At 62.6% G+C, this 12,894-nt stretch carries 15 protein-coding genes and 1 riboswitch; of the genes, 7 read left to right on the top strand and 8 right to left on the bottom strand.

Features of this window, described 5'->3' with window-relative positions; translation table 11 throughout:
• Window positions 1–184: 184 nt before the first annotated feature.
• Entirely contained in the window at window positions 185–1,867 is a 1,683-nt protein-coding gene (locus AA098_RS23620; RefSeq protein ID WP_054889366.1) for a fatty acid--CoA ligase, read from the bottom strand.
• A gap of 292 nt (window positions 1,868–2,159) precedes the next feature.
• Between AA098_RS23620 and AA098_RS23625 the strand changes: the two genes are divergently transcribed.
• The 3 genes from AA098_RS23625 (at window position 2,160) to AA098_RS23635 (ending at window position 5,030) form a co-directional block, all read left to right on the top strand.
• Window positions 2,160–3,125, top strand: a complete 966-nt coding sequence (locus AA098_RS23625) for a 2-hydroxyacid dehydrogenase (protein ID WP_060538627.1) — start codon at window positions 2,160–2,162, stop codon at window positions 3,123–3,125.
• A 54-nt stretch (window positions 3,126–3,179) separates the two neighbouring features.
• A complete protein-coding gene (locus tag AA098_RS23630; RefSeq protein WP_064615043.1) occupies window positions 3,180–4,178 on the top strand; it encodes a class I SAM-dependent methyltransferase in 999 nt (332 codons plus the stop codon).
• 39 nt (window positions 4,179–4,217) lie between these two features.
• Window positions 4,218–4,357: riboswitch (yybP-ykoY riboswitch) on the top strand.
• A gap of 88 nt (window positions 4,358–4,445) precedes the next feature.
• Complete coding sequence (locus tag AA098_RS23635) at window positions 4,446–5,030, top strand: TMEM165/GDT1 family protein (protein WP_003247342.1); 585 nt, start codon at window positions 4,446–4,448, stop codon at window positions 5,028–5,030.
• A 44-nt stretch (window positions 5,031–5,074) separates the two neighbouring features.
• On the opposite strand, the gene AA098_RS23640 is transcribed toward AA098_RS23635, so the two are convergent.
• The 4 genes from AA098_RS23640 to AA098_RS23655 all read right to left on the bottom strand — a co-directional run bounded on the left by AA098_RS23640 (window position 5,075) and on the right by AA098_RS23655 (window position 7,202).
• On the bottom strand, window positions 5,075–5,893 hold the full coding sequence (locus tag AA098_RS23640) for a M48 family metallopeptidase (RefSeq protein WP_003247344.1): 819 nt from the start codon (window positions 5,891–5,893) through the stop codon (window positions 5,075–5,077).
• Window positions 5,894–6,120: 227 nt separating this feature from the next.
• On the bottom strand, window positions 6,121–6,741 hold the full coding sequence (locus tag AA098_RS23645; RefSeq protein ID WP_003247346.1) for an SOS response-associated peptidase: 621 nt from the start codon (window positions 6,739–6,741) through the stop codon (window positions 6,121–6,123).
• A 15-nt stretch (window positions 6,742–6,756) separates the two neighbouring features.
• On the bottom strand, window positions 6,757–7,017 hold the full coding sequence (locus AA098_RS23650) for a putative signal transducing protein (protein WP_003247348.1): 261 nt from the start codon (window positions 7,015–7,017) through the stop codon (window positions 6,757–6,759).
• Complete coding sequence (locus AA098_RS23655) at window positions 7,017–7,202, bottom strand: CPXCG motif-containing cysteine-rich protein (protein WP_003247349.1); 186 nt, start codon at window positions 7,200–7,202, stop codon at window positions 7,017–7,019. Before AA098_RS23655 ends, AA098_RS23650 begins: the two co-directional genes overlap by 1 nt.
• 122 nt (window positions 7,203–7,324) lie before the next feature.
• Here AA098_RS23655 and AA098_RS23660 point away from each other — a divergent pair, with 122 nt between their 5' ends.
• Window positions 7,325–8,494 (top strand): 1-acyl-sn-glycerol-3-phosphate acyltransferase, encoded by a 1,170-nt coding sequence (locus tag AA098_RS23660; RefSeq protein ID WP_003247351.1) that lies wholly within the window; start codon window positions 7,325–7,327, stop codon window positions 8,492–8,494.
• A 123-nt stretch (window positions 8,495–8,617) separates the two neighbouring features.
• On the opposite strand, the gene AA098_RS23665 is transcribed toward AA098_RS23660, so the two are convergent.
• Window positions 8,618–8,878, bottom strand: coding sequence for a hypothetical protein (locus tag AA098_RS23665; protein WP_060545814.1), 261 nt, complete (start codon window positions 8,876–8,878; stop codon window positions 8,618–8,620).
• A gap of 160 nt (window positions 8,879–9,038) precedes the next feature.
• Between AA098_RS23665 and AA098_RS23670 the strand changes: the two genes are divergently transcribed.
• Window positions 9,039–9,245, top strand: a complete 207-nt coding sequence (locus AA098_RS23670; protein ID WP_003247353.1) for a hypothetical protein — start codon at window positions 9,039–9,041, stop codon at window positions 9,243–9,245.
• Window positions 9,246–9,319: 74 nt separating this feature from the next.
• Here AA098_RS23670 and AA098_RS23675 read toward each other — a convergent pair whose 3' ends face one another.
• The gene (locus AA098_RS23675) at window positions 9,320–9,904 is read right to left on the bottom strand and encodes a YajG family lipoprotein (protein WP_003247354.1); all 585 of its coding nucleotides are present in this window, start codon (window positions 9,902–9,904) and stop codon (window positions 9,320–9,322) included.
• Between the two features lie 145 nt (window positions 9,905–10,049).
• Here AA098_RS23675 and AA098_RS23680 point away from each other — a divergent pair, with 145 nt between their 5' ends.
• Window positions 10,050–10,283 (top strand): hypothetical protein, encoded by a 234-nt coding sequence (locus AA098_RS23680; protein WP_003247356.1) that lies wholly within the window; start codon window positions 10,050–10,052, stop codon window positions 10,281–10,283.
• A 601-nt stretch (window positions 10,284–10,884) separates the two neighbouring features.
• Entirely contained in the window at window positions 10,885–12,393 is a 1,509-nt protein-coding gene (mqo, locus tag AA098_RS23685) for a malate dehydrogenase (quinone) (protein ID WP_003247357.1), read from the top strand.
• A gap of 159 nt (window positions 12,394–12,552) precedes the next feature.
• On the opposite strand, the gene AA098_RS23690 is transcribed toward mqo, so the two are convergent.
• Window positions 12,553–12,843: a PA4642 family protein gene (locus AA098_RS23690; RefSeq protein WP_003247360.1), complete on the bottom strand. Its 291-nt coding sequence runs from the start codon at window positions 12,841–12,843 to the stop codon at window positions 12,553–12,555.
• Window positions 12,844–12,894: the final 51 nt, after the last annotated feature.

The following is a 12,894-nucleotide window of genomic DNA, read 5'->3' on the forward strand; positions in this document are numbered from 1 at the left end:
GCCAGCAGGCACAGGCGCTTGATCCCTCTAAAGTGTGATTTGCGCTCCATGCCACCAACTCGCTGCAGTTTTGCTCCGGTTGCGGGCTGGTAGTGCTCAAGGATGGCGCATTTCTGTCGTTTGGCAAGGCGGCGGGCTCTCTAGCGTGCGGGTCACGCTCTGACGTGCGCGACCCGCACAACAGTTACAACGTGGAAAGGAACGCGCTGTTGCTGGCCTGCCACTGGACGATGTCCTGGCGGATGCGTTTCTTGTCGAGCTTGCCGACACTGGTCTTGGGAATTTCAGTAACAACGGCGATCTGGCTTGGAATCGCCCACTTGTTGATATGACCTTGCTCGACGAATGGCTTGAGGTGTTCCTTCAGCGCCTTGGCGTCGATAGCGTGGCCGTCACGTACCACCAGCAGGGCAAACGGGCGCTCACCCCACTGCGGGTCGGCCACCCCCACCACCGCCACTTCGCGCACGGCCGGGTGGCGGCTGATCAGGTCTTCCAGGTCGAGCGAGGAAACCCACTCGCCACCGGTCTTGATCACATCCTTGATGCGGTCGCGGATGTCGATGTAGCCCATGCCGTCGAGGGTGGCGACGTCACCGGTGTGCAGCCAGCCACCCAGCCACAGCTCCTCGCTCTTCTCCGGTTCCTTGAAGTAGCCCATGGTCAGCCACGGCGCACGCAGTACCAGCTCACCCTGGGTTTCACCATCGGCGGGCAGGAAGTTGCCTTCGCCGTCGACGATGGCCGCTTCGACCAACGGCACCGGCACACCGGCCTTGATTCGGTAGGTGACGCGCTCATCCTCGCTGCCGGCCTGCAGTTCATCGTTCAGGTGTGCTGCGGAGATCAGCGGGCAGGTTTCCGACATGCCATACGCGGCGGTCAGCTGAATGCCGCGCGCCAGGGCGGCCTGGTACAGCGAACGGTTGAGCGAACTGCCGCCGATGATGATCTTCCAGCCGCCGAAGTCCTGCCCCTGTGCGTTCGGGCAGTTGAGCAGCATCTGCAGGATGGTCGGTACGCAGTGGGAGAAGGTGACCTTCTCTTCACGCCACAGCTTGACCAGCATGTCCGGCTCGTAGCGGCCCGGGTACACCTGCTTCATGCCAAGCATGGTGGCGGCGTAGGGGATGCCCCAGGCATGCACGTGGAACATCGGGGTGATGGGCATGTACACGTCGTTGCTGCCCAACAGGCGCACGCTGTCGATACTGCCGGTGACCGAGGCCTCGGCCAGCGTGTGCAGCACCAGCTGGCGGTGGCTGAAATACACGCCCTTGGGGTTACCGGTGGTGCCAGTGGTATAGAAGGTAGTGGCCACCGAGTTCTCGTCGAAGTCCGGGAAGTCGTAGCGCGGGCTGGCCGCCGCCAGCAGCTGCTCATACTCCCCGACCAGGTCGGGCAGGTCGGCAGTCTTGTCCGGGCCATCGGTCAGCAGCAAGGTCTTGTCGACAGTGGTCAGCTGCCCGGCGATGGCCTGGTACAAGCCCACGAAGTCGCTGTTGACCAGCACCACGCGGTCTTCGGCGTGGTTCATGGTGTAGAGGATCTGCTCCGGCGACAGGCGCACGTTGATGGTGTGCACCACAGCGCCGATCATCGGGATGGCGAACATGCATTCCAGGTAGCGATGGCTGTCCCAGTCCATCACTGCCACGGTATCACCGGACTTGACCCCGGCCTCGGTCAGCACATTGGCCAGGCGTGCAATGCGCTCGTTGAGCTGTGGATACGTCAGCCGCATCTGGTCGCGGTAGACGATTTCGCGGGTCTTTTCATAGCGACTGCCGGACATCAGCAGGCGCTTGATCAGCAATGGATAGGCATAGGCGCCCTCGGCGGGCTTGATGATGCGAGTCTGCAACATGGGGATCCCTTTTCTGAAAAGCGGGCCGGACAAGTCTGGGTTTACTGTAGTTCGCCAATGTGACGGCCAAATCAGCCGAAGGAATGATTTGCGTGGCAGAGGTATGAGTGGCGGGCGTTGACGGGCAGCAAGGTTGAGCTAGACACTGCGGCGGCGGCTTCAGGTTTGTGCTGAAGCCGAGGGCCTCTTCGCCGGCAAGCCCGCTCCTGCAAGGGTTGTGGTGACCTTGTGGGTGCGGGCATGCCCGCGAATGGCCACAACACCCTTATCCCCCCTGCCACCGGAGATCTTCATGCCCAGCCCGCGTCGCGCCGTGTTTCTCGATCACCAGTCCCTGGACCTTGGCGACCTCGACCTTTCGCCCCTGAAGCAGCAGTTCGACCAGTTCGAACTGTTCGCCGCCACCCGCCCGGACCAGGTCGCGGAACGCTTGCAGGGCGCCGTGGCAGTGGTCAGCAACAAAGTCATGCTCGACGCCGCTACCCTGGCCGCCAACCCGCAACTGAAGCTGATCCTGGTGGCCGCCACCGGCACCAACAATGTCGACCTGGCCGCCGCCCGCGCCCAGGGCATCACCGTGTGTAACTGCCAGGGCTACGGCACGCCGTCTGTCGCCCAGCATACCCTGGCCCTGCTGCTGGCCCTGGCCACCCGGCTGTGCGACTACAACCAGGCGGTGGCCGAAGGCCAGTGGGCCAAGGCCAGCCAGTTCTGCCTGCTGGACTTTCCTATCGTCGAACTGGAGGGCAAAACCCTCGGCCTGCTCGGCCACGGCGAACTGGGCAGCGCAGTGGCGAGGCTGGCCGAAGCCTTCGGCATGCGCGTATTGAGCGGGCAGATCCCTGGCCGCCCGGAGCGCGCCGACCGGCTGCCGCTGGACGAGTTGCTGCCGCAAATCGACGCCCTGACCCTGCACTGCCCGCTGAACGAGCACACCCGGCATATGCTCGGCGCCCGCGAACTGGCCCTGCTCAAGCCCAATGCACTGGTGGTCAACACCGCCCGTGGCGGCCTGATCGACGAACAGGCGTTGGCCGATGCCCTGCGCGATGGTCACTTGGGCGGCGTGGCCACCGACGTGCTGAGCGTGGAACCGCCGGTCAACGGTAACCCGCTGCTGGAGCCCGGCATCCCGCGCCTGATCATCACCCCGCACAGCGCCTGGGGTGCCGTGGAGTCGCGCCAGCGCATCGTCGGCCAGCTCAGCGAGAACGCCCAGGCCTTCTTCGCCGGGCAGCCACGCCGCGTGGTCAGCTGAGCCAGGCGCCCGCCTCTGCTACACTGCGCCACTTTTTTCCAGGAGACGTCGTCCATGGACCCGCGCAGTGAAGTGTTGCTCCGCCAGGCAGAGCTGTTTCAGGGGCCGCTGCTGATCGCCGGCGCCCCCGCCGACGACCTGCTCGGCCAGTTGCCTCAGGCCCAGGCCTGGACTTGGCATGCCGGCGATCAGGCCATGCTCGAAAGCCGCTTCGCAGGCCGCAGCCATTACGGCGTCGAGGCCCCTACCGCAGCATTCGAAAGCGCCGTGCTGTTCCTGCCCAAATCCCGCGAGCTGGCCGCCTATCTGCTCAACACCCTGGCGTCGCGCCTGGCTGGCCGCGAGCTGTACCTGGTCGGTGAGAAGCGCGGTGGCATCGAGGGCGCGGCCAAGCAGTTGGCGGCCTTTGGCAAGCCACGCAAGCTCGACAGCGCCCGGCACTGCCAGCTGTGGCAAGTGACCATCGACCAGGCGCCGCAGGCAAAACCGCTGGAAAGCCTGGCCGAGCGCTTCGAGCTGGCCCTGGAAGACGGCCCGCTGCAGGTGGTCAGCCTGCCTGGGGTATTCAGCCATGGCCGACTCGACCGAGGTACGGCCCTGCTCCTGAAGCATCTTGACGGCCTGCCCGGTGGTCACATGCTGGACTTTGGCTGCGGTGCCGGGGTACTGGGGGCCACGCTCAAACGCCGTTACCCACAAAGCCGGGTGACCTTGCTGGACGTGGATGCCTTCGCCGTGGCCGCCAGCCGCCTGACGCTGGCTGCCAACGGCCTGGAAGGCGAAGTGATCAGCGGCGATGGCATCGACGCCGCCCCTACCGAACTGAGCCTTATCCTGAGCAACCCGCCATTCCACACCGGCGTTCATACCAACTATCAGGCTTCGGAAAACTTGCTGAAAAAATCCGCCGTTCATCTGCGAAAAGGTGGCGAAATGCGCTTGGTGGCCAACAGTTTCCTGCGTTACCAGCCACTGATCGAAGGGGCATTGGGCAACTGCCAGGTACGTGACGAGGCCGACGGTTTCCGCATCTACCAGGCCACTCACGGATAAAAACAGCGCTTGCCGAAAGCGTTTTGTCTAGGCAGAATCCGCACCGTCCTAGGGGAGTAGTCTCTCGCGAGCACCCAGCTCGCCCGGTACGCGTCAACACACTTGGTCCACAGACCATGGCGCGTGCGACCCACCATGCACGCCTGCATGGCGAGATCCGCATAGACGGATCGAGGGTTTGACAAGACCTATGACACGCACACCTTACCCGGGGCGGGGAGGCTGTACGTGTCATAGCCGTGTCGACCCGCCCCCGTAGGAATCCTGATGCTGGAATCACTGTTGGTCCCCACCGCTATCGTTGCCCTGGCCGAGATCGGCGACAAGACGCAACTGCTCGCACTCATTCTCGCTGCCCGCTTCCGCAAACCCTGGCCGATCATCGCCGGCATCATCGCCGCCACCTTGGCCAACCATGCCGCAGCCGGTGCCGTGGGGGCTTGGGTCGGCAGCTTCTTCAGCGATTCGGCACTGCACTGGATCCTGGCCGCGAGCTTTACCGCCACCGCACTGTGGACCCTGGTACCGGACAAGATGGATGACGACGAGAACCCGGCTCGCCGTTTCGGGCCGTTCCTGACGACACTGATTGCGTTCTTCCTGGCCGAAATCGGTGACAAGACCCAGGTCGCCACCGTGATGCTGGCTGCGCAGTATCCGCACCTGATCATGGTCATTATCGGCACTACCCTGGGTATGTTGATTGCCAACGTGCCGGTGGTACTGGCGGGTAACTTCGCGGCTGACAAACTGCCGTTGACGCTGATTCGCCGCCTGGCGGCAACGGCGTTCTTCGTGCTGGCGATCGTGGCCGTCTATTCGGCAATGAAGGCCAGTGGCTGGATTGGGTAAAGGGAAAACCGGGGGGCTGCCATGCAGCCCCAGGATTCAGGCATTTACTGCTTGGCGGCAGCCTGATACAGCGGCATCACCTTCGGAATCGCCGCCTGCAGCGAAGCAATGCGGCTCGCGGACGCCGGGTGAGTACTCATGAACTCAGGCGGTGCACCTTCGGAAGCCTTGCTCATCTTGTTCCACAAGGTGATCGCGGCATTCGGGTCGTAGCCGGCACGGGCCGACAGCTCCAGGCCAATCAGGTCGGCCTCGTTTTCGTTGGCCCGGCTGTTGGGCAAGGTCATGGCGTAGTTCACCACCGTGTCGGCCATGGCCATGCTGCTCTGGCCGAGCCCGAAGATGGCACCGGCACCCTGGCGAGCCATTTCCACACCGTATGCCTTGGACATGGCCTCGCGGCTATGCTCGCGCAAGGCGTGGGCAATCTCGTGCCCCACCACTGCGGCAATTTCCGCATCGGTGAGCTTGAGCTGATCGATCAGCCCGGTGTAGACGATGATCTTGCCGCCCGGGCCGCAGTTGGCGTTCAGTTCGTCACTCTTGATCACGTTGACTTGCCAGTCCCACTGCGCGGCATCCGGGCGGAATTTGGGCGCCTGGGCGATCAGGCGGTTGGCAATGGCCTGCACACGCTTGGCATCGGCGCTGGACTTGTCGAGCACACCCTTGCTCGATGCTTCACCCAAGGTCTGCTGATACGACTGGGCGTACATCTGGTTGACCTCATCGGTCGAGAGCATGCTGAACATGTACTGCTGGCGCTCGACGCCAACAGCACCGCCGCTGGTGGTATTCACCGCCTGGCAGCCGGCCAGCAGGATGCCAGCACTCAGTAGGCTGACGACAAAAGACTTACGCATGAAAACACTCCCTATCCACATGCGGCGTATCCTAGGCCGAGTCGCCAGTGGCTGCCATAGCCGCAGGGAAGATTTTCGTCGCCTGTACCGGCCTCTTCGCGGGCAAGCCCGCTCCTACAGGGGTAACACGACCGTGGGTAGGAGCGGGCTTGCCCGCTCCTACCGCAGGGGTAACACGATCATTGTAGGAGCGGGCTTGCCCGCGAAAGGGCCGGCACAGCCCCCCATCAAGCCGGGGTAAGACACTCCGGCGCATCCAGCTTCGGGTCATTGACGAAGTTGGCCAGGGCCCGCTCACGCAACGTCGCAGGTGGGCTGGCCAGCAGCTCGTGCAAGCGGGTAACCGGCGTGTCCGGGTCGAGCCAGGCCGCCTGCCCGGCCTCGTCCAGTATCAGCGGCCGACGCTGGTTCATGGCCGCCTGGGTCACCACCGCGCAACTCAGCCATACCTGGTCCTGCACCGGGTAGGCCTCCCACACCGCCGCAAAATACAGCGACGCGCCCTCCCCCGGGGTCAACCAGAACGGGCGTTTGCGCACGTTGCCACGCCATTCGTAAAAGCCGTTGGCCGGCATCAGGCAGCGACGCTGGCGAAATGCATCGCGAAACATCGGCTGCTCGGCCAGCGTTTCGGCCCGGGCATGGGCGGGGGTACGGGACAGGTCGGTGAGCCAGGCCGGGGTCAACCCCCAGCGCGCCTTGGCCAGTTGCTGCTGGCCATCAAGCTGGCGCTGGATCAGCACCGACGCCCCTGGCGATATATTCCATTGGGCCGGCTGGCCGACGGGAAAACCCGGCAGACTGGCAAGGGCCTGGGGCCAGCGAAACAGGGCATAACGTCCACACATGGGCGAATTCAGAACCTAGCAGATCAAGGTACCGGGGACATGCTCCGGTTCGTCGCCAACCAGTGGCTGGGCATCATTGTACGCATCGATCAGCTGCCGTGCGCATTCGGCCTGCTCATCAGCCACGATAAGCCCCAGCAGGCCCTGCAAGGGCAGCTCGCCGGCGGCACCGAGCAGGTCACGGCCGACCACGTGTACATCGATCCCCTCGCTGGCAAGCATACCTGCCAGCATTTGCGCCTCGAGCAGGCTTTCCGGTTCGTAGATGCGCTGCATCAGGCGTCGTCCTCGCGACGGACTTCAAGCATCCATTCGTCACCATGCACCTGCAGAATGCACACCACAGGCTGGCAGCACACCTGACAATCCTCGGTATAAACCTGGTCGCCCGCAGACAGATCGACGGTAGTTTCCACACGTTCGCCACAATAAGGGCAATCATAGAAGTCGGTTTCCAGCATCGCGGCCTCCGCAGTGACTTATGCGTATAATTGCCGGTCTGTTTACAGGGTCTGTGTGCGTCCGAGCCGTTTTTCGGAGCCCGTCCCTACCTTATTACCCTAGCCGTTTCCAACAAGAGAGCATGATGGGCGAATTCGATGCCATCCGACCGTACGACGACGCTGAGGTCCCTGCCGTTCTGGCACGCCTGCTCAGCGACCCGGCATTCCTCGATATCCTCACTCACTTCCGCTTTCCGCGTGCGGCCGGTGCTCTCGGCTGGTTGCTCAAGCCCTTGATCGCACGCCGCCTGCGCAAGGAATTCGCCGGCGTTACCTGTGTCTCGACCCTGCAGGACAAAGTCGAGTACTACGTCGACCAGACCATCGATCGCGCCACCGACGGCGTCACCTATTCGGGTGTGGAACAGCTCAAGGCAGGCACCGCCTACCTGTTCCTGGCCAACCACCGCGATATCGTCATGGACCCGGCCTTCGTCAACTATGCCGTGTACCACGCCGGCCTGCCCACGCCGCGCATCGCCATTGGCGACAACCTGCTGCAAAAGCCCTTTGTCAGCGACATGATGCGCCTGAACAAGAGCTTCATCGTGCACCGTTCGATCAGCGGGCGGCGCGAAAAACTGGCTGCCTACCAACTGCTATCGGCCTACATCAACCACTCGATCCGCAACGATGCCACCTCGATCTGGATTGCCCAGGCCGAAGGTCGGGCCAAGGACGGTGACGACCGTACCGACTCGGCGATCCTCAAGATGTTCCACATGAGCCGCAAGGACGAGCCGTTCGGTGCGGTTATCCAGAGCCTGAACCTGACCCCGGTGTCGATCAGCTACGAATACGACCCGTGCGACCAGGCCAAGGCCCGCGAGCTGTACATCCGCGCCACAACCGGCACCTACAAGAAGGCGCCGGGCGAAGATGACAACAGCATTGCCAAAGGCATTACCGGCTACAAGGGCCGAGTCCACATCAACTTCGCGCCGCCGGTCACCGAGTACCACGAAGACACAAAACAGCTGGCGGCAGAGATCGACCGGCAGATTCTGGGGGGCTACCGACTGTTCCCGGTGCATTACCTGGCGTATGCGATGTGGGAAGGCAAGGACGAAGCCCTGCAGGTGCCAAGCGCCGAGAAAGTGTTCCCGGCGGATGAGCTGGCCAAGGCCAAGGAAGAATGGCAACGGCGTCTGGATGCCTGCCCGCAAGAGCAGCGGCCGTACCTGGTGTTGCAGTATGCGACGCCGGTGCGCAACCAGTACCAGGTCCGGCAGCAGACGCCGGTCGCCTGATTGATCCCGGGGGCTGCGTTGCAGCCCAATCGCGACACAAGGCCGCTCCCACAGGGAATTGCGTCCACCCTTGTGGGAGCGGCCTTGTGTCGCGATTGGGCCGCAACGCGGCCCCGATGGTTCTTAGATCCAGGTGCTGAACCAGGACAGCAGCAGCGCCATCGCCAGGCACGAAAAGCCCAGGATGTAGAAGTATTTCGGCACACGAAGCTCGAAGGCGTCCACTACCCCCTCGTCTACTGCCATGTACGCGCGGGTTTCGGCCTCGCGCCGCCGCGCACTGTGCAGCAGCAAACCGCCCGGGCAGGTCAGCAGCAGCGCCAGCAGGTTGATCAGCTTGGTGGGATGGGTGGCCAGGAACCCCCAGAGCACTTGCAAGGACATCACGCAACCTCGGTGTGAGCAGTGGCAAAGGCCAGCATTCTACCCAAGTCGCACCATGGCGCCCGGCCTTGGCGACAAACTGTCGTTAAATTTCATCTGTCATCCGCTCGTCATCAATACAGGCGACCCTGTCGACCTTTTGATGACCCGGAGCTTTTTCATGTTGCACGCCGAAAACCAGGACCGCCTCTACCTCGTTGCCCAGAGCGATGAACAACAGGCGCTGATCGATGGTTTTGCCATCAATGTGCAGGACCGCCAGTGGCTGGTCTACTGTGCGCTTGGCGGACATGTGCATGAGGACTTGCCCGAAGTGGATGCAGGCACAGGGTTCAGCTTGCTGGATTTCCACATAGAAGCGGCGTAAATCTGTGCCGTCCAGACAACAAAAAACCCGCTGCCTGTCACTCAGGCAGCGGGTTTTCTGACACAACCTGAAGCTTACTGACCCAGCACCTGCCCGATGCTCGGGTCCTTGAACAGGCGGGTCAGGGCATCGCTCAGCACATCGCCCACCAGCTGGGTGTTGGTGTCCTGATTTGGCGCCATGCCGAAACGCTGGTCCAGCGAAGCGCCATAACGGCCGCTGTAACGGCGGCCGCCATTGGTCACATCAGCGCGGAAGGTGGCGCCGATGGTGGCCTCGGTCACGTAAAGGTTGTCTTTCGGCGACTGGTACTTCAGCTCGGCCAGGGTGACGGTCAGCTGCGGCGCATTGTAGGCGTTCGGGGTCGGGGTGAAGCCGAGCAGGCGCACAGCAGCTTCAGCCTGAGCCTGCAGCTTGGGCACCACGTCGTTACCGCTGACGCTGATGGTGCTGGTCTCGGGGTACATGCCACCGCGGGTACCCAGGGACGGCGAAGGCCGGCCATCAACTACCCGGACCACCACCGGCTGGCCATGGCCGACCGGGGCCAGCTGGGCCTTGAGCGTGGGTTGCGGGTTGAGTTGTTGCGGGCTGTGGGCACAACCGACCAGGCTAAGGCTGGCCACGGCGATCAAACCGAACAACAGACGTTGCAACATGCGCGTTTCTCCAGAAAATGCGGCAAAGGCCCACAGTATACCTAGCCAGGCACAGACCAGTCATCGGCCCGATCCGCTTGTCACAATCGTTTCATCGCCACACCCTTATCCTTGCGCCAAGCCCTAACGCAAAGGACTCGCCGCCATGACCTCGCTCTGGACTCAGCTCTTCAAACGGCCGCGTCACAACGCTTATGCCCGCCTTGACGCTGATGGCAAATGCCTGGCCTTCAAGCAATGCAGCCAGGCACCACGGGGCATCGACTGGGTGCAGATCAGCGAAATTCAGCTGGCCTGGCTGGGGCGCGAACTGCCCGCCGAAGCCCGGGTTTGCGCCCGTGCAAAGCGCCGTTGGCACCAACGCCTCCTCGCTGCCTGACAAACGCTGCAATAAAAACCACGAATGGCGACATTTCTGCCCGCGACATCGCTATAATCTCCCCCCGATTATAAGGACGTCTCCTGATCGGGCCCCGCATTCGCCGATTGACCCCGGCAACTTCACCGCCTCGCCCACAGAGAGCCTTCCACTCAGGTCTTGCATCGGCTGTCGTGCCTGCTTTTTCCGGCCCTTCACACTGCATGAACCTGCGGGTTGCCATCGCGCAGTCCCCTTTTGAGGTTCACGTCTCCAAAAGAGCGTGAAAAAACGGTTTTCACAACTTCACAAGAGTGTGGCGAGCAAATGAACAGTCTGGCATGTGCAAAAGCGGCAGATGTGTCCCGAACAGCCCTGAACAGGCGGCAGATGCGCTCATCCCGTATGAGTGTCTGAACCGTTCCATAACGCACGCACGACACCTTGACCATAAGTCGAATTGCCGCACCTGTGGCAAACGGCGTTCAATACACGAACCCGAAGACTGATTGGCGGTGTCCGCGGAAGTTGCAAGAACTGCGAAAAGTCGGACATGGCGACCCTGGCAAACCCAGGTCCTATGCTGTCAATTAGGTAGCTGTAGATTGTGGAGACGCGTTAAATGGCGCAGAACGAATCGGTTGATGTGGTACTGGTAGGCGCGGGCATCATGAGTGCCACCCTGGCCGTACTGCTCAAGGAGCTTGACCCGACCCTGAAGCTTGAGGTCGTCGAGGCGATGGACTCCGGGGCCGCGGAAAGCTCCAACCCCTGGAACAACGCAGGCACCGGCCACGCCGGCCTGTGCGAGCTGAACTATACGCCGCAGGCCGCCGATGGCAGCATCGACATCAAGAAGGCCGTGCACATCAACACCCAGTTCGAGGTTTCGCGCCAGTTCTGGGCCTACCTGAGCAAGAAGGGCAACTTCGGCTCGGCGCGTGCCTTCATCAACCCTGTCCCGCACCTGAGCTATGTCGAGGGTGACAAGGGTGTTTCCTTCCTCAAGAAGCGCTTCGAGCTGCTCAAGCAGCACCACGCCTTCGCCGAGATGGAATACACCGAAGACAAGGCCGTGATGAACGACTGGATGCCGCTGATGATGCCTGGCCGCCCGGCCGACCAGCACATCGCCGCTACCCGCGTGGCCAAAGGCACCGACGTCAACTTCGGCGCACTGACCAACAAGCTGCTCAAGCTGCTGGGCGACTCGCCGGACGCGCAGGTCAAGTACAGCAAGAAGGTGGTCGGCCTGCGCCGTAACGGCAGCGGCTGGACCGTGAGCATCAAGGACGTCAACAGCGGCGGCAGCCGTGAGGTCGACGCCCGCTTCGTCTTCCTCGGCGCCGGCGGCGCGGCCCTGCCGCTGCTGCAGTTGTCCGGCATCCCGGAAAGCAAAGGTTTCGGCGGCTTCCCTGTCAGCGGCCAGTGGCTGCGTTGCGACAACCCGGAAATCGTCAAGCAGCACCAGGCCAAGGTCTACAGCCAGGCCGCTGTCGGCGCCCCGCCGATGTCGGTACCGCACCTGGACACCCGCGTCGTGGACGGCAAGACCTCGCTGCTGTTCGGCCCGTATGCCGGTTTCACCACCAAGTTCCTCAAGCACGGCTCGCTGATGGACCTGCCGCTGTCGGTGCGCATGGGCAACATTGGCCCGATGCTGGCCGTGGCCCGCGACAACATGGACCTGACCAAGTACCTGGTCAGCGAAGTGATGCAGTCGATGGAGCAGCGTCTGGAAGCCCTGCGTCGTTTCTATCCGCAGGCCAAGGCCGAGGACTGGCGCCTGGAAGTGGCGGGTCAGCGCGTGCAAATCATCAAGAAAGACCCGAAAAAAGGCGGCGTGCTGCAGTTCGGTACCGAGTTGGTCTCGGCCCAGGACGGCAGCCTGGCAGCACTGCTCGGCGCATCGCCGGGTGCCTCGGTGACCGTGTCGATCATGCTGGAACTGATCGAGCGTTGCTTCCCCGAGCAGGCCAAGGGCGCCTGGGCTGCCAAGCTCAAGGAAATCTTCCCGGCTCGCGAGAAGACCCTGGCAACCGATGCTGCGCTGTACCACAAGATCAGTGCCGATAACGACGCGGCCCTGGACCTGGCAGAAAGCAGCCCGGCGGCCAAGCATTACGCCTAAGACGGCCTGAAACGCAAAAACGCCCCTCGGGGCGTTTTTTTGTACCTGGGTGTTTGTCAGCCTGTGCCGGCCCTCTCGCGGGTAAACCTGCTCCTACAAGGACCGCATATCCTTTGCAGGCGCGGGTTTACCCGCGAAAGCGCCGGGGCAGGTTACCCATCAGCCACGGGCTTTATCGATGATCTCGATGTACTCAGGGGCATTGCGCTGGTCGGCAATCTGCTCGACGAAGGTCTTGCCGTGCTCGTCCTTGCCATCCAGGTCCAGGCCAGCTTCGACGAAGAAGCCTACAAAGCGCTCAAAGTCGTCCACGCGCAGGCCGCGGTAGGCCTTGACCAGCTTGTGCAGCGACGGCGAAGTCACACCATCGGCCGGCTCGAACTGAAGGAACGACTTGATGTAGTCGTCGCTGATTTCGTCACCGATTACCTGTTTCTTGTCTTTACGCATTGCCGACTCCAACTGGACCATCACGGAATTTCGAAGGCCGGCAGTTTACCC

Origin of the sequence: Pseudomonas sp. JY-Q (assembly GCF_001655295.1) — a bacterium.
GTDB lineage: Bacteria > Pseudomonadota > Gammaproteobacteria > Pseudomonadales > Pseudomonadaceae > Aquipseudomonas > Aquipseudomonas alloputida.